Below are 18126 nucleotides of genomic sequence, written 5' to 3'. Positions count from 1 at the left end.
TGAGATGACACACGACGACGACACCCCTTCCCGCCTCACAAGACGCGCAGTGCTCGCGACGCTCGGCGTCGGAGCGACGAGTGGCTGTATCCGCTCGATTCAGTCGACGGCTGGGCGCGACACGGCCGACCAGTTAGCGCTCTCCGTCAAGACGCTCCCGGCCGACGCCGACCCACGAGCCACGCGTATCGCGCGGTTCCTCGTGACGAACCTCAACCAGGTGGGTATCGACGCGAAAGTCGTTCCGATGAGTCGAGAAGAACTGTTTCGCGACGTCCTCCTCAACCAGTCGTTCGACGTCTACGTCGCACAACATCCGGGAAGTCACGACCCCGACTTCCTTCGACCGCTGACGCACTCGGCGTTCGACGTCGAAATCGGCTGGTCGAACCCCTTCGGCTACGCCGACCTCGAACTCGACGACCTGCTCGACCGACAGACGCGCGTGACGAGTGACCGACGCGACAAGACGCTGGATACGATTCAACAGAAACTGGTCCGGAACCAGCCGTTCTCGACCGTCTGTTTCCCCGAGACGATTCGGTCGACCCGAGATGGTCGGTTCGTCGGCCGCGACGACCTGCCCGTCCACTCGGTTCCGTGGTATCTCTCGCTCACGGAACAGGCGACGGGCGAAGCCGTCGACACCGACTCGTCGACTGTCAACACGCAGACGCCGTCTGCGAACACGACGGCCGTCGAGACCACCACTGCGGAGACGCCGGACGAATCGGAACCGACTGTGTTCCAGATGACACTCTCCGATTCCCGACCGACGGAGAACCTCAACCCGCTCGCCGTCGAGTTCCGGTGTCCAGACAGCGTCACCTCGCTCCTGTACGACGCGCCGGCACGCTACGTCGACGGCGACGTCGTCCCGTGGCTCGCAGAGTCGATAGAACTCGTCACGGAGGGTGACGGCAACGAACTCGTCGGATACCTGCGACTCCGTGAGGACCTCACGTGGCACGACGGCACGTCGCTGACGGCCGAAGACGTGGCGTTCACCTTCGCGTTCTTGCAAGACACGTCGTTCGGGTCGTCGTCTACGCCCGTCCCGTCGCCTCGGTTCCGTGAGTTGACGTCGCTCGTCGACAGTGCCGAGGCGACGTCCGACCGCGAGGTCCGTCTCGAATTCGGCCGTGTCAGTGAACCGGTCGCCGAGCGCGTGTTCACCGTTCCCGTCCTCCCCGAACACATCTGGACGAACCAGACCGGCCGGGCGATGGGGTCGAGTCTCAACACCGACAGCAACGTGACGAAGGCACTCGTCTGGAACAACCCGAACCCCGTCGGAAGCGGCCCCTTCGAGTTCGTCTCCTCGACGGTCAAGCAGTCGGTCGTCCTCGAACCGTTCGAGGACCACTTCCTCGCCGGCGGGTCGGTCGACGGGCGGGCGGGCGAGTTCCACGTCCCGACCTTCGACCAACTGGTGTTCAAACTCGTTCCGTCCAGCGGGGCGGCCGTCGAACTCCTCCAGCGTGGCGAGGCGGACGCGACGGCGTCGCCGCTTCTCCCCGAGGAGGTTTCGACCATCGGACAGGACGACAGCCTCGCGCTTCACGTCGCGGAGTCGAACCAGTTCTACCACGTCGGCTACAACGTCCGCCGTGCACCGCTCAGCAACCCACGGTTCCGACGAGCAATCGCCGGACTCGTCGACAAAGGACACCTCGTCGACGACGTGTTTCGGGGGTACGCCTCGCCCGCCTCCTCACCGCTCGGGAGCGACGGCGACGCCGTACCGCCGGCACTGCACTGGGACCAGACAGACCCCGAACTCCCGTTCCACGGGTCGAACGGCGAACTCGACGTCGATGCGGCCCGCGAAGTGTTCAGAGACCTCGGCTATCGCTACACCGAAGATGGGAGACTGTTGAGTGGCTAACTCGCTGTCGACGCTTTCGGTTCTGTTAGTCCAAGTCCTCGTGGGCGTCTCCGTCCTCTTAGGACTCACGAGTCTCGTCGTCGTAGGGCCGACCCGACTCCAGACGCTCCGACAGGAGAAACGCGCTCGTCTCCGCGAGGCACTCCCGTATCTGGGACTGCTCGTCGCCGTCCTCATCGTCAACAAAGTCGTCAGGGACATCATCCCCGAGATATCGTGGCTCATCGGGCTGAACGTCACCTCCTACATCTTCGCCATCGAAGGAGCGACCGTCTCCGATATCCAGTCAGTCGCGACGCCGGAACTCACCGCCTACTTCTCGTTCGTCTACATCTTCGGCTACGTCTTTCTCCTCGTCTTCCCCTTTATCGCGTATCTCTCACTTCGGGACCTCAAACCGCTGAAGCGGACGGCGCTCGCCTACGCGCTGAACTACTCGCTCGGATTGGTGTTCTACACCCTCTTTATCTCGTACGGCCCGCGAAACCTGATTCCGGACCTCGTCGACCCACTGCTCTACTCGACGTACCCGCAGACGCAGATTCTGACGAGCAAGGTCAACACGAACACGAACGTCTTCCCGTCGCTACACACCTCGCTCTCGGTGACGGCCGCCGCACTGGCGTGGCAGACGCGGAAGGTCTACCCGTACTGGCTCGCCATCGCCTCGGTGTTCGCTGTGAGTATCAGCCTCGCGACGATGTATCTGGGCATCCACTGGGCGATTGACGTCGTCGTCGGTGCCGGACTTGGTCTCTTCTGTGTCGGTGTGGCTTCGTGGTACGTCGACCGCCTCTGAGAACTGAGAGAGGTTCGAAGAACGAGTCAGACAGCGAGTTGTTAGTGTCTGAAGATTGCCAGAGCCAGCGTGCTGAGTATAGAGGGTGAGTTCATCATTGCTTCCGTGTTTGTTTTAGCCACTACGGTTGATTGGTCGATGCTAAGGACGACATTTTCAACCGGACTAGTAACTCCTTGATTGGCCGGAGCGACGAGCGATTGAGTCGAAGAAACCACCGACAACTGACGCAAGTAGATACACCCAGATGCCGGAGAACAGAAAGCCGACGATGACGAGACCAGCAAACTGTTCGGTTTTCAGTGCGTAGAGTAGCATCAGAGGCCCAAACGCCGGTAACATGAATACCGCAGCTAAGATGGCGACGACCGTCCGGAGAAGCCAAGGGGGAGTTGTGTTCTGTGCTGCAAGCAGTGCGAACGTCGTGAGGTAGATGAGCAGCGTGGCACCGAGGGTCAAGAGTGTCCGACTCGACGGTGCAAACGCGACCTTGCCAGCCACCAGCGGGACGCCCATTGTTCAACGGGGAACAGCGTGACGAACACAGTGGCACCAAGGTAACTCGCCAGTGCGACGAGCATAACGAAGGCGATGTAGCGGAATGGGTTGGCTTCAAAGCACTTCTGATAGGCGAAGGCCACGTCACAGTAGTCTCCCGCACGGGAATACACGAATTGAAGTCCAGGACCAAACAGGGCTATCGCAGGGAAGACGAGGATCCTGCGTGGGCGCAGTACCGACGGGAGAACCATAGATGACAGTAGAAAATCAATCTGAATAACTGTATGCTCGGCCACCACCGTACGAGTGCCATCAACCTGCCCAGGAACTGTCAGAAAGTACGTGCTGAACTTAGAGTGTGTATGTAGCAGGTGACCGAGGAGAGTGAGTCTACTCCCACAACCTCAAGGGATTGCAAATCCCCGCCGGCTCGAGGAGTCGATCGCCGCAACGTACAGCGGCGTCCAGCTCCTTGAGGATCGGTGATCCCGTGGGCCGTCGACGTGACGACGACTGCCGGTGACCGCGAGGCGGTCGCGGATGTTGTCAAGGCGGAGCTCGACGTTGTGGAGACGGTCAGGAAGGACCTCGTCGTGGGACGGGTCGACGTGTTCTGACGCCCGGTGTTTATGCCTGCGCGAGTGGTAGCAAAGACTATGTCAATCGACGCGGCGATGGAACGGATCGCGGCCGCCGAAGCTGAGGCCCAACTCCCCGACGACGACCGCGCCCAGCAACACGAGGTGTACGAGAAGACGTTCGACGCGCTCGAGGACGTCACGCCAGACGACGACGACGAAGGGATCACCGTCGTAAGCGAGTGGATCGTCGAGCAGATTCGAACCGACGGCAAGCGCCCGAGTTCGCGGGCCGTCCGGCAGCGAGCTCGAAAGTACTGCAAGATGAACGGCTACGAAATCAGCAACAACGATTGGCTGGGAGCGTAACCGACGGACGCGAATCCCTCGAGGCGCGTGACCCGGTACGCTGGGATTTACGGTTTCGTCCTTCTGTGACTCGTTACCGAAGGTACTGCAATGGCTACCGACATCGGTCGAGGGTTTCGACTACGAATTTCGCTCGCCTCGGCCGCCGTCGCGTTCCTCCTCCGGACGCGACGACGTTCTCTGCAAGATACGCGCGTTGAGTTCAGTATGACCGCCGGAACCTATTTGGGTTCTGTTAGAAATGGCTCTCTGTATCGAACGAATCCAACCGATTATTTGGGACGTGCCTGACTTCAGCGCAGCGGGGAGGTCCAGAGCTTCGGAGGATAGATTATTTTCACGCGTTTCTGGGGCTATTCGTGGTTCGGACAGGCCACATCGGTATCGTATCAACTACCTCTCGCGGTGAGACGCCATCGAATGCGTGGAAACGGCACGGAATTTGACCACTCGCAGAGCGTCGCCGATACCGGTCTACGACTCCCTTCGCTTCTACACGGTCAAGGCGAATCTCGTCGTCAACGTCTTTGTTCGTGACGAACCCAATCGTCTTCTCAACCTTGTCATCGTCCTCATCGGCGTTTCTCTTCGGCACTGCCACGAAGTTCGTCTCTGCCCGCGCGTTCGTTGCTTCGCCGTCGATATCACCGTAAATCGCGTAGTCCTGTTCGACTTCAACCTCGTGCTCCATCCGCTGGATGAAGTTCTTCACACGGCTCGTCTTCCTTCGAGGGATTACGTAGTCCACGCCAGCTTCGTTCAGCGAGAAGCCAACCCCCTAGAGGCGTGTGAATCATTGAGGTCGGTAGGCAGTAACGACGCCCGATCTACCTCCTCTACTTCCGACTCGGCTGTTACAATTCACTCGTTCTCGGTGGTCGAAAAGCCCACCTGAGCGTGGGTTCCGTCACAGAATGGCTTGTCTTCTGACGCACCACACCGACAGAGCGCGGCCGACTCGGAGTTCTGCTCGCTGTCGACGTGCCGGAGGTCGAACGACCCCGAAAGCCGGAACGGGCCGTCTTTCGTCAACGTAACCGTCAGCGGGCCTGAAGAGCGGTCTTCTCCGTCGTTTTCAGAGCCGGTCTCGTTCGCGACTGTCCCTGTCTCGGGGGTAACGTCACTGACAATTGTTTTGTCCGGTTCGACTCCTTCAGCCTCGAACACCCGATCGTGGCTGTTGTCACAGAGCGGTTTGTTCTCGGAGTGGCCACACCGACAAAGTGCGATACGTGTGTCCGTTAAAAGCGTCCCGTCCGTCGACGTCCGTATCCGGACGTCGCCGCGGAGGTACAGTGGGCCGTCGGCGGCGACGGTTACCGTGTTTCGTCTAGGCACCTTCTCGTCTTTGCCACTGTCGAGGCGGTCGTACTGCAGCGCCCCGGTCGGACACCGCTCAACCACAGCCGCGATCTCATCGGCCGTGGCGCCGTCGGCGTCGACCCACGGTCGACGGCCAGGGTCGAAGACACCCGGTAATCCCTCAACACACTCTCGGACGTGGATACACCGGTTCGAATCGTAGCTGACCTCGATGTCCTTGCCGGTATAGCAGTGGACGTCCTCTTCCATGGACACCCGTTCGCTGAGAACAGATATAGCGATTGTGACGGTCGTTCGCTCGTCTGTGGTTGCTCCCGCCGCGTCGGTCACTTCGTTAGTCGATTTCGCAGTGGATATAACTCAACGACCTTCTCGGGGATGACTTGCGTGTTGTTCTTCCTGAGACCAATCAACAAAATGACAGATTGTTTTTCAAACTCAGAAACCTCCATAGAGGCTGTCAGAAAGTGCGTGCAAGACTTAGAGGGTGAGTTCAGCAACCTACAAATCCTTGTTTCACACTTGAACAGGCAGATGTGTCAAAATTCAGGGTGCAAAAAGTGAGCAAGGGTGGTCTGTCTCAGAAACAATATTATCAACTCTATTCCAACTGTCTGGTATGAACCGGCGTACAGCCCTATCCACCATTGGAATTATCCTTAGTATGGGCACTGCTGGTTGCCTATTCACTCAGAGCAAACCAGAGCCACGATTTACTCTACGGGATGTTCGCTCGTACTTAGTTGATGAAGAGACTGCCCTCGTAGTGGGGGTCGTTGAGAAACAAGGAGGTACCACCGGAAACGTCACAGTCAGAGCAGAACTTCTGATTGATGACGCGTACAATCACGTGAGCACGCAAACCTTCGTTATCCCTGCAGAGCTTACTAAGCGTACCATCGCGCTCCCGTTCACAACGGATTCTTCCTATTACGGCGAACAGCAATTTACAGCCCGAGCAAAGGTCATCCGAGAGGGGGAGTTGGATGGCGAGTGGGTAGCAGAGAGCAAGTAACAATCGCCGATTTTTGTCTCGTGTCTGTTACTAAGAATTACTGCTAGATGACAACCCGAAAGTGACCGACTTGCGCCCTGAGTTCAGCACGGTCACAGAAACTTCACCGAACGCTGTCACAAAAGACGTGCAACACTCAACACTCAGAGGGTGTATGCAGCACAGAGGACTCACTTATTCCGCCGTATCCACACTGAACTAACCGCTGAGTAGCACCTGTTCACATCCCAATAATTATTTGACATTAAACTGTAAGGTGAATATGGGGCTATCAATAGGGACTATCGGCATGCTCGTACTCGTCGGCATCATGATGCTGGTGCTGCTATTGCTCGTTGCCAAAGGTGAAGTTGAAAGAGACTCAGAAATGCAAGCCGATGAGTACAATTATAAACTATAGCGACGAGGACCACCGCTTTTAGAACACCCCCACAATCAGTAACTGACCTGTTCTGAGCGATTTGATTCTCTCGTAGTGGCTGCTGAGTCCATGACCGATTCGTGCGCTGTATTCAGCACACAGGTTTCAACGAGCAGAAGAATCTACAACCTCAAAGGGCACAAATAGTTCCGCGATTCGCTACGAAATCATAGCCCTCGACTGGTTCAGGGCGCGAGACGGTTCTTCCGATTCCGCATCTTCTCGTTGTAGTAGTCGAACGTCACCGGGCACCACTCCTCGGCGTGGTCGAGAATCTCCTCGGTCATCTGGCGAATCTCCCACTGAGCGTCGGCGGCCGCCCGCATGTCGGCGATGTGCATCAACATCCGGGCGTTCATCGTCATCACGATGTTGACTTTCGACCCGATGGGGAGGACGAATCGGGCGTCCTCCGGCGGCATTCCGAGGTCCAAGAGTTCCTGATAGTCCTCGACGGAGCGTTTGACGGAGTTCTGGAACACTTCTTCGCGCTTGGCGATGGTCTCCTCGTCGACTGCGCCGCCCTTCTGGTTGCGCCCGACCCAGTTCGGGTCCGACGCCGACGGCGGCGTGACGACCATCTCGCCGTCGCCGACGCGTTCCGGGTCGACGTCGTCGAACGAGACGTAGCGCATCGACTGCACGTCGAAACTGACGTGTCGGTGGCGCGTAATCTGGGCCATGCAGGCGCGACTGACGCCTTTGATGGCGAACGTCGCGCTCGGATGCTCGAACGGGCCGAAGTGGCCGTGGGTCATCAGGTGGCCGATGAGCGTTCGTTTCTTCTCCTCCATCGTGTCGCCGTCGACGGAGGCCATCGTCTCCTCGAACGACATGTCGGGGTTGAACTCGCTCATGTAGTCGTTGCGAGCACCGCGACAGATGAGTTCCTCCGGGTTCTGCGTGGCTTCGAGTAGACGTACGTCCATACGAAGGCAAGCCGTCCATGACCGCAAAACTCTATCCCATCTCACTGCACCCTCTCGAATCGCAAACCGTCGTATTCGAGTGTAAAACTGTCTTCTGCTCACAAAAGCCGACGTTCGCTAAGATGCGTCGGGATTCGAGTTCCCGGTCACGTGTGCTGTCGAAATCGGCTCAGTATCCTCGGAATCGGAGTCTGAGGCCGAGTCTCTGCCGCCACCACCCGTGTTGCCACCGCCGCCACCCGTGTTATCTTCGGGTGTCGCTGTTTCCTCGGAGGGGGCCGGTGTTGGCTCCGGTGTCATCGGTGCCTCGTCGGAGGGGGCCGGTGTTGGCTCCGGTATTATCAGTGCCTCGTCGGAGGAGGCCGGTGTTTTGTCGGAGGGGTTCGGCGAGTCGTCAGTGGTCGTTCTCGTCGGTTGGTCGTCGGATGGGGGCGTGCTCTGCGTCTCAGTCTGCAATTCGGACCCTGAAGGTCCAGCGCTCTCACAGCCAGCGAGCGCAGTAATCGCTGCGGCAGCAATCGAGGAGATTGCGCGTCGCCTGGTGAGTTCCATCGTGTTAGAACGCCTCAGTGTTCGAGGTTCCGCTTGACGTGGTCCCTGCAGGGCGGTTTTCTGCCATGACGTCGAAGCTCGTTTCAGCGACGATAATGCCGACGTGGCTCTCGGCGTAGGCGTGAAGTTCCTCGTAGGGGATGCCGCTCGGGGTGGCAAACAAGTGGTTATTGTCCTCACCGTTCATGACGATTTCAGAGTTCCCGGCATCAATGTCGGAGGCTTCGATGCTGGAGATATTCTTGTACTCATCCTTGCCCCACTTCATATAGCTCTCGTTGGGTCGCAGGAACTCGAAGGTGTAACGAAGGCTGACCGTGGTTTGGTTCGTAGTGCCGTCGGCGTCGTTGTTGAACTCGCTGGCAAGTGCGGCCGCACCGTAGTAGCCGGCGTCGACCTCGGGGTAGTTGTTTTGAGGGACGTGCTCGTTCCCGGTGACGTCGACGGTTTGCCCGGATTCATCCAGATTTGAGTACCAACTTGCGGAATCCATACTGGTGCCGTCGAGGTAGCTCTGAAGGTCTGCACCGGGGACATTTTGCCAGTTGAATAACCCGTAGTCCGGACGGCCTTGTTCGTCCGCGATGACGAGCGGACCGGGTACGCTGTTAACGAACCGTGAGTCGGTAGCGAGTGCGTCGGAGAGGCTGTGAGCGATTGTGTAGTGACCGCTCTTTCCGGGGCCGCTTTCATCGAATTCGGCATTGTTGTTGATGCCGGTAAGCCACGGTGTCGCGCGATAGATCGGTTGGTATTCGCCATCGCCGACTTTGGCTTCGATGAGACAGAAGATTTTGGCGACTGTATCGTCGAATCCGCTCCATTTGATGTCGAACGCTGGGTCGATGGTGACCAGGCTGACGGAACCGTCGTCGTTGGAGACGGTGACGTTTTCTGCGCTGATTTGGAGGGTCGCGGCGGCTCCTGTTCCGGTAGAGAAGATACCGAGTGCTCCGAGTGCTACTGTACTGCCTGCCGCTTTCATGTAAGTTCGACGATTCATTTACAGCAGAATGTTAATCTGAGAAGTATATTAGCCTTATTGACACTTCTGGTCATGGCTTTAATCGACACAGTCTGGACGACCCTGAAGGAGAAGAGGGCACTTGCAGTCGTCTTTCTGCCTCGTCGTCACCGGCCCCATTTGTGTCGCTGTCCGACCGTGACAGGCGACAGACACCGAATTCGACGCTCAAGTCGACAAGAGCGAAGTAGGTCCCCCGAGTATCGAAGATAATGATCCACAACATCGCGCACGGCGTGCAGGCGTTCACGAGCAATGCCTTCCTCGTCGATGGCGACAGGACCGTCCTCGTCGACGCCGGGTCGAACTTCGACGCCGTCGCACACCTCCGAGAGGAGACCGACCACCTCGACGCAGTCGTGCTCACGCACACCCATCCGGACCACATCGGGAACCTCGATGCCGTCTGTGAGGCGTTCGACGTCGAGGTGTGGGGCTACGATTCGGCCCACCCTGTCGTCGACCACGCTATCGCCGACGAAGAGAACGTAACGATGGGCGACCGGACGTTCCGCGCACTTCACACGCCGGGACACAAGAACGACCACCTCTGTTTTCTCTCGACCGATGGTGAGATACTGTTCGCTGGTGACCTGGTGTTTCAGAACGGCGGCTTCGGTCGCACCGACTTAGAAGAAGGTGACCGCGACTTGCTGGTCCAGAGTATCGAGCGACTGCTCGCCGAAGCGGATGAACGATTGGAAGCGCTACACGTCGGTCACGGACCGAGCGTCGTCGACGACCCGTACCGCGACATCGAACTGGCCGGTCAGGCGGCGCGACTCTACTGAGTCTTCGAACTCGCCGACAGACCGGATGTGCCTCTGACAGCTACGGAACGATAGACGATAGTCTCTGTCAGCGACGTATTTGATTGTGAATATATTCCAAACTCTCGATTAGGTGTCTCTCAGTCGTCCGACTTCAGCCCGTAGTACCCTGGCTCTTCGTCGCTCGGTGGTTCACCGACGACGAGATCGTCGGCGTTTCGCATGACCCACGGGATAGCCCAATCGAGGAGAATCTCCTCGGTTCCGACGTCGAGTTCGGCGTCGACGTCGAGTCCCTGAAGCAGTCGAGCGATTTCGTAGACGCTGTACATCTGGTCGTCGTCGAGCAGTTCCTCCGCAGTGTAGAAGTCACACGGATAGAGCTCCTCGAAATCGTCTTTCGGTCTCGGCATACGACGTGATACGACCGACGCCCCGAAAGGCCTACTGCTCTTTTCGACATGGCTCTCCGAGGAACGGTTACAACGTATCTCCATCGCACAACAACCGTTATCACTTGGGGCCCTAAGGGAGGTGTATGGACGACGCGACGGAGGCACTCGTCGCGACTTTCCAGTCGTTTGGCGAAGGTGCGCTGCGCGATGTTTGGCTGTTCGACCAGTGGACACACCAGAATCTCTATCTCCGCGCAGATATCGAATCTCAACTCAGTGACCTCGACGTCGACGCCTTCATCGACAACGAACGCTACGGGTACATCACCCGCGATACCTACGAGTCGCTCTACGCTCGCGACTACGACTACACGGTCAGAGGGTTCGCCTCCTCCGAACTGTTCCGCACGTTCTTCGCGGACGACGACACCCGTATCGGCGTCCTCGCCGGATTCGACCGCCGAGAAGGTGGTTACGACTTCGCAGCGCTCTCCGCAGAGCTCCAGACGATTCTCGACGAGTACTCGGTGACAGAACTCGTTCCGACCGACGACACAGAGTAGACTCGACAGTCTGGGGGACTGCCCTCGAAAAAATCACGGGGTTGTGGCCGCGGATGCGACCGTTTTCGACTTACTCGAAGAGTTCGACAGCCTGCTCGTAGCGCGCCGACGGTTCCTCGAAGTCGACGACTTCGAAGAAGTTGCTGATGAAGTCGCCGCGGTCCGGGCCGTAGTCGTAGTAGTACGAGTGTTCCCAGACGTCGAGTGCGACGATCGGGTGACTACCCCACAGCGCGCCCTGGTCGTGCTTGTCGACGACCACGTTACGAAGCTGGTTCGAGAAGCTGTCGTAGACCAACAGCGCCCAGCCGCTGGCGTCGTTCGCGGCGGCTTCGAACTCGCCCTTCCAGGCGTCGTAGGAGCCGAAGTCCTCGGCGATACGGTCGGCGAGGTCGCCTTCAGGCTCGGAGCCACCCTCCGGTGACATGTTCTGCCAGAACAGGTCGTGGAGGATGTGCCCACAGCCGTTGTGCGTCACGTTGCGCATTGCGTTGCCGGAGGAGCTGAAGTCACCGTTCTCACGGTTCTCTGCGAGCGTCTCTTCGGCCGAGTTCCAGCCGTTGACGTAGCCCTGGTGGTGGGTGTCGTGATGCCACGTCAGCACCTGCTCGGAGATGTGCGGTTCGAGTGCGTCGTAATCGTACGGTAGTGGGTCCAGTTCGTAACTCATGATAATGCCTCCGGCAGGAGGATGGTTCGGAATCCTGTTAAAGCTTGAGGAGACGGCTGTTACCACGTCTCACGACCCGTTGCAGTCCAGCGTTATTTCGTCTCTTCGTGAACCTCGAAACGACGCTCGTACTCGATCTCTGTGGCGACTCGGTCGGCGATAGCCGACCCTGCGAGTCGGTCGACGAGATGGAGTGCGAGGTCCAGCCCCGAGGTGACGCCGCCCGCCGTGAGCAGGTCGCCGTCGTCGACGACGCGAGCGTCGACCACGTCGGCACCGGAATCTCGCAGGTCGTCGACGGCACTCGCGTGCGTCACGGCGGGCCGACCGTCGGTCAAACCTGCTCGGGCGAGTAGCATCCCGCCGGTGCAGACCGAGGCGACGGTGACGCCCGAGTCGTGGAGCGTCGCAACTGCGTCGGGAACGACACCGCGTTCGGCCTCCGCCCACGCACCCGCTTCACTCCGTGAGTTCCAGCCACCGCCGGGGACGACGAGCACGTCCGGGCGGTCGTCGAAGTCGAGTGTGCCGTCGGGTTCGACCCGGAGGCCGTGACTCGCGGTTACCTGCGTTCGGTCGTCGAGCGTCACGAGACGAACGGAGAAGTCTGCGCCGAGTGCGGCCGCGTTCTGGAACACCTCGTACGGCGCGATTGCGTCGAGTTCGTCGAAGCCGTCGTAGAGCAGGATGGCGATGTCGGTGGTCACGTCTCTCCTTCTCCGGGTAAAGAGAATACTCTTCGGTCGGCGAGACTTGCGGGACTCAAGTGAGGCGACACCGGCGCGGGTCGCCGGCACGCCCGAGGAAGAAGAGCAAGAGGAGGAGCCCACCCGCCCGGAGCAGGTCCCCGTGGAACGGCATCACCGCGAGTGCGCCCGTAAACCCGAGGAACCCGAGGACCCCCGCTCCGCAACTCGCACACCCGGACGCGAACAGTCCGGGGAGGACGCCGCTGAGGTCTGAGAGACTGGCGACGCCCGTCAGTCGTACCTGCGCAGCGACGTTCACCAGTGCGACGCCGGTGAGGACAGCGTAGGCAACGATGAGGCTGACACCCACCACGCCGACCGACCGGTACGTCGTGTACAGCAGGTCGACGAACGCCTGCACCAGATATCGCTGGACGCCAGCCCCGAGCATCTGCATCGTGTACGTCGGGAAGGTGCTCAGTATCAGGAGCACGAACGTGACGGCGGCGACGACGAGCGTCGTGACTATTCGCGGGCCGGACGAGAAAGGGTAGACCAGTGCTCGCCCGAGTTGTGACCCGAACTGTCGGATTCGCCCTCGCCACCGGGTCGCCGTAGTCTGGCCCGACATGGTCACTCCAACAGCGACCGAACCGTGCTGTCGAACCGCGAGTACGGCTGTGCACCCTGCAGGTCGGCACTTCGGTCCGCCTCGGGGTCGTAGACGACGAACGATGGTGTCCCGTCGAGTCCGGCGTTCTGCCCTCGCTTCCGTTCTGCTTCGACTTTCGAGACGATGGCGTCCCGGTTCTCCTCCATGCAAGCGTCGACGGCGTCGGCGTCGACACCCTCGACTCCCCTCGTCAACTCCAGCAGGTTCGACCGTTTCGACCAGTCGCCGTTCGGGAACCCCTGTTCTTCGAACATCGTCGTGTGCCAGTTCCAGAACGCTTCGGTGTTCTCGCGGGTCTGCCGCCAGACGCATCGCGACATCACCGACAACGTCGTGGAGTTCTTGCCGATGTTCGGGAACTGGAGCAACGGGATGCGGAGTCGGCCCTCCGAAACGTGCGTCCGCACGAGTTTCGGGAGCGTCCGATGTTCGAACTTCTGGCAGAACGGACACTGGTAGTCGCTCCAGTAGTAGAGGTCGAGCGTCGCGTCGGCGTCACCGACGACGGGCACTCCGGCCAAGTCGACGCCGAACCCGGTGGTCTCCGAGGCGGCGTGCATCGCCGGTGTGACTGGTTTCGACGAGACGGTCGTAGTCGGTTCTGCGGTCGCTGTCGACTCGGTGGGCCGCTCCGTCGCCGTCGACTCGGACGACCCGGTGTCTGTGTTTGCCACTGTTTCGGTCGACCCAGTAGACCCCGTTGCACTACAGCCTGCGAGTCCAGCGATAGCTGTGACTGCCGTTCCGCGCAACAGCGCTCGCCGTGTTTGCCGCGACATACGGCCCCCTTCTCCGACGACGAGTATAACGGATGGTCGGCGTTTGCTGGCTCGGAAAACACCCGACAGGGTTTCAATACCCACGACGAGAGGACAACCTGTGAGTGACGACCCCGACGACCTCGCTGTGCTCCGGCTACTCCACGACGAGTACGCCCGGTCGATTCTCACGGCGACGAGTCAGGAATCGCTCTCGGCACAGGAACTGGCCGAGGCGTGTGACGCGTCACTGACGACCGTCTACCGTCGCGTCGACGACTTGGTCGCGCAGGGTCTCGTGACCGAAGCGACCGAACTCGACCCGTCGGGAAACCACTACACGACGTACGAGGCGGCGGTCGAACACATCGACATCGACATCGAAAACGGAGCGCTGAACGTGACTATTACACAACAATCTGACGTCGCAGACCGCTTCACTCGCGTCTGGGAAGACATCCGGAGGGGAGACAAATGAGTACCGCACTCGTCGCAGCCAACCTACTCGTCATCGCACTCGGGTTCTTCATCGCCTATCAAGCGTACCGTGGCTATCGCCGGAACCAGAGTACGACGATGCTCTACATCTCGGGTGGGTTCGTCTTCATCAGCCTCGGTGGCGTGATGGATTGCTCGCTTCTGAACAGCTACTTCCCGAACCTCCTCCACACGGGGCTCTTCCGAACCGGGTTCGTCCTCGTCGGGATGGGTCTCATCTCCTACTCGCTGTATCGGTGACTCGGCAACACTGGCCCTCGTCCAACAAGTCCACGAACTCCTCACCTCCCGCTCAGTCGTTCTCGTCGTCCCCCCGCGCCCGCTTGTACATCGAGAGCGCCTGCTCGCGGCGTTCCGAGTGGTCGACGATTGGTTCTGGATACTCCGGGGCGACACGCTCTCGTTCCATCTCGGACAGTTCGTGCCACTCGTGGATGGTGTCGGCGGTCGCGTCCGCCAGTTCGGGAACGTATTGTTTGATGTACTCCGCGTCGGCATCGTACCGTTCGCCCTGCGTCATCGGGTTGAAGATACGGAAGTACGGTTGGGCGTCGGTGCCCGTCGACGCGGCCCACTGCCACCCGCCGTTGTCGTTGGCGGTGTCGTGGTCCGCGAGGTGTTCGCAGAAGTGGGCGTACCCCTCGCGCCAGTCGACGAGCAGGTCTTTCGTCAGGAAGGAGGCGACGACCATCCGCATCCGGTTGTGCATGTACGCCTCCTCTCGCAACTGGCGCATCCCGGCGTCGACGATGGGGTAGCCCGTCTTCCCTTCCTTCCACGCCTGCAACTCGTCGGCGTCGTTCCGCCACTCGATGTCGTGGTCGTACTCCTTGTAGTTCTGTGAGACCACCTCGGGGTTGAAGAAGAGCACGTGCGTGTAGAACTCCCGCCACGCGAGTTGCGACTGGAACTCCTCGACGGATTCGACGTCGTCGTTCGTGGCTTCGTCGTTGCTTTCGGCGTCTCCCTCGTCGCCATCCGGTTCGCTGTCACTCTCGTCTGCGACGGCCGCCTTCGCCTCCTCGGTCGCTCGATACACCTCTCGAATACCGATGGTGCCGAACTTGAGGTCCGTCGAGAGCCGAGAGGTCGCATCCCGAGTGGGGTAGTCGCGGTCCTCGTCGTAGCGGTAGATGGCGTCGTCGCAGAACGCGTCGAGCCGTTTTCGGGCGGCGGCGGTCCCGGCCGACTGGACGTCGGCGTCGGGTTCGTCGAACCCCAACTCGTCGATTGAGGGTAACTCGTCGCCCGAGACGTCGGCGAGTCGGTCGGCGTCGGGAGCATCGTAGGGAGACTCTTTCTCTCGTTTCCGCCACTTCTTCCAGAAGTAGGTGTAGACGGAGTAGGGTTCGCCGTCGTTCGTCGTGATAGACCCTGGTTCGTGGTGAATCGCGTCGTGGACGACGTCGCGGCCGACGCCGGCCTCGTCGAGTGCTCGACGGACGGCGGCGTCACGGTGGCGAGCGAGGCCACTATAGTCTTTGTTCCAGACGACACGGTCGGCGTCGTACTCGTCTGCGAGTTCGGGGAGCACTTCCTTCGGGTCGCCATGTGCGACGAGGAGGTCGCTCCCGTGGTCGCGGTACCACGCACGCAACTCGGCGAGTGCGTCGAGCATGAACCGAACTCGCGGCGACGCGGCGTGCGCCAGTATCTCGTCGTCGAACACGAACACCGGAACGACGGTGCCCGACTCGGCAGCCATCGTGAGTCCGCGGTTGTCGGCTACCCGCAGGTCACGGCGGTGCCAATGTAGTTGCATATGCGAGGCAAGGACCGATTCGACCTGAACGTACCGGAGGCGGCGGACTGGGGGGGATTCGATGACAGCGTTAAGCCTCTCCGACGCGATAGTCTCTCGATGAGCGTCATCGTCGAGTTCACTATCTCCACAGACGAGTTCCTCTTCGGCACGGCGCTCGCTACCGCAGAAGGAATGGAACTCACACTCGAACGTGTCGTTCCGACCGACGCGGGCGTCCTCCCCTTTCTCTGGGCGACCGGCGCGAACTTCGAAGCGTTCGAGCGACACGTCCTCGAAGACCCGAACGTCGAGAGACTCACGTCGCTCGACCGAGTGCGCGACAGCGTACTCTACCGCATCGAGTGGAACGGAATCGACGACCTGATCTCCGGCATCGGCGAGACCGACGGGACGATTCTCGAAGTGCGCGGCAACAGCGACAAGTGGGCGTTCCGTGTCCGCTTTCCCGACCACAACACGCTCGCGAACTTCTACAACTACTGTTCGGACAACGACGTCCCGATGCATCTCCAGCGTGTCTACACGTTGACGAAGGCGTTCGACCAAGGCCACCAGTTCGGCCTCACACCGGAGCAACGCGAAGCACTCGTTCTCGCGGTCCAACGTGGCTACTTCGCCTCACCGCGACAGGCGACGCTCGCCGAACTCGCACCGGAACTCGGTATCTCACAGCAGGCGCTCTCGATGCGCGTGCGACGCGCGAACGAGAAGGTTCTCCGACACACGTTGCTCCGCTCTGAGGAAGGGCCAGAAAGCAGTCACGGCGTCGACCTGTCTTAAGTACATTGTCGCTACAACGGTCAGTGAGAGGGGGGTGGCGTAACTTGGCCTTACTGGGGGGTTGGTTTCGGTTCCCCTGGGATGCCGCAGTTCACACTCGGTTCGCGTGCCAGTGTCCGGTTTGGACGGCGCCTCTCTTCACTCGCCCGTGAGTGCCTCGCTCGCGGGGGCGAAGTCGAGCGTCGTCCCCAGTTCCTGTTCGACCGCACGTTCGTAGAGGAGATACGCCGCTGCGACAGTCTCGATACCGGTGCCACCGCTGTCGAAGACGGTAATCTCCTCGTCGCTGGTACGGCCCTCGGTCGTCCCGGCGACGACGTCACCGAGTTCGGCGTGGACGTGGTCCTCGTCGACGACACCCTCGTCGACGGCGTGGATGAACGACCCCGCGTCTCGCATCGCCCGTGCGCGGAGGTCGAACACGTACGTCGCACGCTCGACTGTCGTCGTGTCGAGTTCGCGTTTCTCGGGGTGGTACTGCCCCATCGCCGTGACGTGCGTCCCCGGTTCGAGCGTCTCGCCGTCGAAGACGGGGTCCGACGCCGTCGTGGCGGTGATGACGATGTCCGCACCCTCGATAGCGGCGGCGCTGGAGGCGACGGATGCGACGCTCGCATCGAGTTGCGTGTTCATCTGTGCGGCGAAATCTTCGCGGTTCTCCGGCGTCGGCGAGTAGACCCAGACGGTGTCGAGGTCACGAACCGTGTCGACGGCGCGAAGCTGTCCGCGGGCCTGTGCACCGCTTCCGATGATAGCCACCGTCTCTGCGTCCTCGCGGGCGAGCGCATCGACGCCGACGGCCCCCACCGCGCCGGTCTTGAACGGGTTCATACTCGCTCCGTCGAGCAGTGCGAGTGGTTCGCCGGAGTCGGCGTCGAAGAGCGGCGTCATGAACCACGCGTCGCGGGCACCGAACCCGGCGTCGTACATGTAGCCGCCCATCGCACCCGTATCGGGGAGGACGGCGGCGTAAGTGGTCAACATCCCCTTCGGGTCGTCGCTAGCGAGTTTGGTACGGGGTTCGGCCGGTGCCCCCTGTCCACGTTGGCGGTAGCCGTCACGGACGGCATCGACGTACTCGGCCGGTGTCGCCAACCCGGTGACGTCCTCGCTCGTCAGAAACAGCGTCTCCGTCATGACTCGACGGACGGAAGCCACGACCAAAA

At 60.4% G+C, this 18126-nt stretch carries 23 protein-coding genes; 10 read left to right on the top strand and 13 right to left on the bottom strand.

What is annotated here, in order from left to right; translation table 11 throughout:
* The first annotated feature begins 4 nt into the window (after positions 1-4).
* Together BM083_RS08060 and BM083_RS08055 are read left to right on the top strand one after the other, a co-directional pair.
* Positions 5-1888: an ABC transporter substrate-binding protein gene (locus BM083_RS08060; RefSeq protein WP_089868114.1), complete on the top strand. Its 1884-nt coding sequence runs from the start codon at positions 5-7 to the stop codon at positions 1886-1888.
* Complete coding sequence (locus BM083_RS08055) at positions 1881-2687, top strand: phosphatase PAP2 family protein (RefSeq protein ID WP_089868110.1); 807 nt, start codon at positions 1881-1883, stop codon at positions 2685-2687. Before BM083_RS08060 ends, BM083_RS08055 begins: the two co-directional genes overlap by 8 nt.
* 165 nt (positions 2688-2852) lie before the next feature.
* Here the strand turns inward: BM083_RS08055 and BM083_RS08050 are convergent, their stop codons facing one another.
* Positions 2853-3203: a hypothetical protein gene (locus BM083_RS08050; RefSeq protein ID WP_089868107.1), complete on the bottom strand. Its 351-nt coding sequence runs from the start codon at positions 3201-3203 to the stop codon at positions 2853-2855.
* A 467-nt stretch (positions 3204-3670) separates the two neighbouring features.
* Here BM083_RS08050 and BM083_RS23950 point away from each other — a divergent pair, with 467 nt between their 5' ends.
* Positions 3671-3805: a hypothetical protein gene (locus BM083_RS23950; RefSeq protein WP_281244166.1), complete on the top strand. Its 135-nt coding sequence runs from the start codon at positions 3671-3673 to the stop codon at positions 3803-3805.
* 39 nt (positions 3806-3844) lie between these two features.
* Positions 3845-4135: a hypothetical protein gene (locus BM083_RS08045; protein ID WP_089868104.1), complete on the top strand. Its 291-nt coding sequence runs from the start codon at positions 3845-3847 to the stop codon at positions 4133-4135.
* Positions 4136-4472: 337 nt separating this feature from the next.
* Here BM083_RS08045 and BM083_RS08040 read toward each other — a convergent pair whose 3' ends face one another.
* Together BM083_RS08040 and BM083_RS08035 are read right to left on the bottom strand one after the other, a co-directional pair.
* Positions 4473-4847, bottom strand: a complete 375-nt coding sequence (locus BM083_RS08040; RefSeq protein WP_143085696.1) for a hypothetical protein — start codon at positions 4845-4847, stop codon at positions 4473-4475.
* A gap of 149 nt (positions 4848-4996) precedes the next feature.
* The gene (locus BM083_RS08035; RefSeq protein WP_089868452.1) at positions 4997-5707 is read right to left on the bottom strand and encodes a CDGSH iron-sulfur domain-containing protein; all 711 of its coding nucleotides are present in this window, start codon (positions 5705-5707) and stop codon (positions 4997-4999) included.
* Positions 5708-6077: 370 nt separating this feature from the next.
* Between BM083_RS08035 and BM083_RS08030 the strand changes: the two genes are divergently transcribed.
* Positions 6078-6473, top strand: coding sequence for a hypothetical protein (locus BM083_RS08030; RefSeq protein ID WP_089868098.1), 396 nt, complete (start codon positions 6078-6080; stop codon positions 6471-6473).
* 606 nt (positions 6474-7079) lie between these two features.
* Here the strand turns inward: BM083_RS08030 and thyX are convergent.
* The 3 genes from thyX to BM083_RS08020 form a co-directional block, all read right to left on the bottom strand.
* Positions 7080-7823: an FAD-dependent thymidylate synthase gene (thyX, locus tag BM083_RS08025; RefSeq protein ID WP_009367355.1), complete on the bottom strand. Its 744-nt coding sequence runs from the start codon at positions 7821-7823 to the stop codon at positions 7080-7082.
* A gap of 117 nt (positions 7824-7940) precedes the next feature.
* Entirely contained in the window at positions 7941-8375 is a 435-nt protein-coding gene (locus BM083_RS22785) for a hypothetical protein (RefSeq protein ID WP_143085695.1), read from the bottom strand.
* Positions 8376-8379: 4 nt separating this feature from the next.
* A complete protein-coding gene (locus tag BM083_RS08020; RefSeq protein ID WP_143085694.1) occupies positions 8380-9378 on the bottom strand; it encodes a hypothetical protein in 999 nt (332 codons plus the stop codon).
* 233 nt (positions 9379-9611) lie between these two features.
* On the opposite strand from BM083_RS08020, the gene BM083_RS08015 reads away from it, so the two are divergent.
* Positions 9612-10190 carry an MBL fold metallo-hydrolase gene (locus tag BM083_RS08015; protein WP_089868092.1) on the top strand — a complete coding sequence of 193 codons (579 nt, stop codon included), beginning with the start codon at positions 9612-9614 and terminating at the stop codon, positions 10188-10190.
* Between the two features lie 119 nt (positions 10191-10309).
* On the opposite strand, the gene BM083_RS08010 is transcribed toward BM083_RS08015, so the two are convergent.
* The gene (locus tag BM083_RS08010) at positions 10310-10582 is read right to left on the bottom strand and encodes a DUF5827 family protein (protein WP_009367357.1); all 273 of its coding nucleotides are present in this window, start codon (positions 10580-10582) and stop codon (positions 10310-10312) included.
* Positions 10583-10707: 125 nt separating this feature from the next.
* Here BM083_RS08010 and BM083_RS08005 point away from each other — a divergent pair, with 125 nt between their 5' ends.
* Entirely contained in the window at positions 10708-11127 is a 420-nt protein-coding gene (locus BM083_RS08005; protein ID WP_089868088.1) for a DUF7522 family protein, read from the top strand.
* A 70-nt stretch (positions 11128-11197) separates the two neighbouring features.
* Here the strand turns inward: BM083_RS08005 and sod are convergent, their stop codons facing one another.
* The 4 genes from sod to BM083_RS07985 form a co-directional block, all read right to left on the bottom strand.
* Positions 11198-11797, bottom strand: a complete 600-nt coding sequence (gene sod, locus BM083_RS08000) for a superoxide dismutase (protein ID WP_089868085.1) — start codon at positions 11795-11797, stop codon at positions 11198-11200.
* A 92-nt stretch (positions 11798-11889) separates the two neighbouring features.
* Entirely contained in the window at positions 11890-12504 is a 615-nt protein-coding gene (locus tag BM083_RS07995; protein WP_177197569.1) for a DJ-1/PfpI family protein, read from the bottom strand.
* A 55-nt stretch (positions 12505-12559) separates the two neighbouring features.
* The gene (locus BM083_RS07990) at positions 12560-13117 is read right to left on the bottom strand and encodes a hypothetical protein (RefSeq protein WP_177197568.1); all 558 of its coding nucleotides are present in this window, start codon (positions 13115-13117) and stop codon (positions 12560-12562) included.
* Positions 13118-13119: 2 nt separating this feature from the next.
* Positions 13120-13938: a DsbA family protein gene (locus BM083_RS07985; protein WP_089868081.1), complete on the bottom strand. Its 819-nt coding sequence runs from the start codon at positions 13936-13938 to the stop codon at positions 13120-13122.
* A gap of 100 nt (positions 13939-14038) precedes the next feature.
* On the opposite strand from BM083_RS07985, the gene BM083_RS07980 reads away from it, so the two are divergent.
* A complete protein-coding gene (locus tag BM083_RS07980; RefSeq protein WP_089868077.1) occupies positions 14039-14395 on the top strand; it encodes an ArsR/SmtB family transcription factor in 357 nt (118 codons plus the stop codon).
* Positions 14392-14655: a DUF7521 family protein gene (locus tag BM083_RS07975; protein WP_089868073.1), complete on the top strand. Its 264-nt coding sequence runs from the start codon at positions 14392-14394 to the stop codon at positions 14653-14655. Before BM083_RS07980 ends, BM083_RS07975 begins: the two co-directional genes overlap by 4 nt.
* A gap of 52 nt (positions 14656-14707) precedes the next feature.
* Here BM083_RS07975 and BM083_RS07970 read toward each other — a convergent pair whose 3' ends face one another.
* Positions 14708-16177 (bottom strand): cryptochrome/photolyase family protein, encoded by a 1470-nt coding sequence (locus BM083_RS07970; RefSeq protein ID WP_089868069.1) that lies wholly within the window; start codon positions 16175-16177, stop codon positions 14708-14710.
* A 99-nt stretch (positions 16178-16276) separates the two neighbouring features.
* Between BM083_RS07970 and BM083_RS07965 the strand changes: the two genes are divergently transcribed.
* Entirely contained in the window at positions 16277-16960 is a 684-nt protein-coding gene (locus BM083_RS07965; RefSeq protein ID WP_089868065.1) for a helix-turn-helix domain-containing protein, read from the top strand.
* Positions 16961-17098: 138 nt separating this feature from the next.
* On the opposite strand, the gene BM083_RS07960 is transcribed toward BM083_RS07965, so the two are convergent.
* Complete coding sequence (locus BM083_RS07960; RefSeq protein WP_089868061.1) at positions 17099-18097, bottom strand: ornithine cyclodeaminase family protein; 999 nt, start codon at positions 18095-18097, stop codon at positions 17099-17101.
* Positions 18098-18126: the final 29 nt, after the last annotated feature.

The organism is Halogranum rubrum (assembly GCF_900114455.1).
GTDB classification, from domain to species: Archaea; Halobacteriota; Halobacteria; order Halobacteriales; family Haloferacaceae; genus Halogranum; species Halogranum rubrum.
Note: the sequence above shows the minus strand (reverse complement) of the source record. Positions and strands in the feature narration are given on the sequence as shown.

Bases quoted from the DNA above. Each gene is read 5' to 3' on its own strand.
- BM083_RS08060 (WP_089868114.1), top strand. From the start codon at position 5: ATGACACACGACGACGACACCCCTTCCCGCCTCACAAGACGCGCAGTG.
- BM083_RS08050 (WP_089868107.1), bottom strand. From the start codon at position 3,203: ATGGGCGTCCCGCTGGTGGCTGGCAAGGTCGCGTTTGCACCGTCGAGT.
- BM083_RS08045 (WP_089868104.1), top strand. From the start codon at position 3,845: ATGTCAATCGACGCGGCGATGGAACGGATCGCGGCCGCCGAAGCTGAG.
- BM083_RS08035 (WP_089868452.1), bottom strand. From the start codon at position 5,707: ATGGAAGAGGACGTCCACTGCTATACCGGCAAGGACATCGAGGTCAGC.
- BM083_RS08030 (WP_089868098.1), top strand. From the start codon at position 6,078: ATGAACCGGCGTACAGCCCTATCCACCATTGGAATTATCCTTAGTATG.
- thyX (WP_009367355.1), bottom strand. From the start codon at position 7,823: ATGGACGTACGTCTACTCGAAGCCACGCAGAACCCGGAGGAACTCATC.
- BM083_RS22785 (WP_143085695.1), bottom strand. From the start codon at position 8,375: ATGGAACTCACCAGGCGACGCGCAATCTCCTCGATTGCTGCCGCAGCG.
- BM083_RS08020 (WP_143085694.1), bottom strand. From the start codon at position 9,378: ATGAATCGTCGAACTTACATGAAAGCGGCAGGCAGTACAGTAGCACTC.
- BM083_RS08015 (WP_089868092.1), top strand. From the start codon at position 9,612: ATGATCCACAACATCGCGCACGGCGTGCAGGCGTTCACGAGCAATGCC.
- BM083_RS08010 (WP_009367357.1), bottom strand. From the start codon at position 10,582: ATGCCGAGACCGAAAGACGATTTCGAGGAGCTCTATCCGTGTGACTTC.
- BM083_RS08005 (WP_089868088.1), top strand. From the start codon at position 10,708: ATGGACGACGCGACGGAGGCACTCGTCGCGACTTTCCAGTCGTTTGGC.
- sod (WP_089868085.1), bottom strand. From the start codon at position 11,797: ATGAGTTACGAACTGGACCCACTACCGTACGATTACGACGCACTCGAA.
- BM083_RS07990 (WP_177197568.1), bottom strand. From the start codon at position 13,117: ATGTCGGGCCAGACTACGGCGACCCGGTGGCGAGGGCGAATCCGACAG.
- BM083_RS07985 (WP_089868081.1), bottom strand. From the start codon at position 13,938: ATGTCGCGGCAAACACGGCGAGCGCTGTTGCGCGGAACGGCAGTCACA.
- BM083_RS07975 (WP_089868073.1), top strand. From the start codon at position 14,392: ATGAGTACCGCACTCGTCGCAGCCAACCTACTCGTCATCGCACTCGGG.
- BM083_RS07970 (WP_089868069.1), bottom strand. From the start codon at position 16,177: ATGCAACTACATTGGCACCGCCGTGACCTGCGGGTAGCCGACAACCGC.
- BM083_RS07965 (WP_089868065.1), top strand. From the start codon at position 16,277: ATGAGCGTCATCGTCGAGTTCACTATCTCCACAGACGAGTTCCTCTTC.
- BM083_RS07960 (WP_089868061.1), bottom strand. From the start codon at position 18,097: ATGACGGAGACGCTGTTTCTGACGAGCGAGGACGTCACCGGGTTGGCG.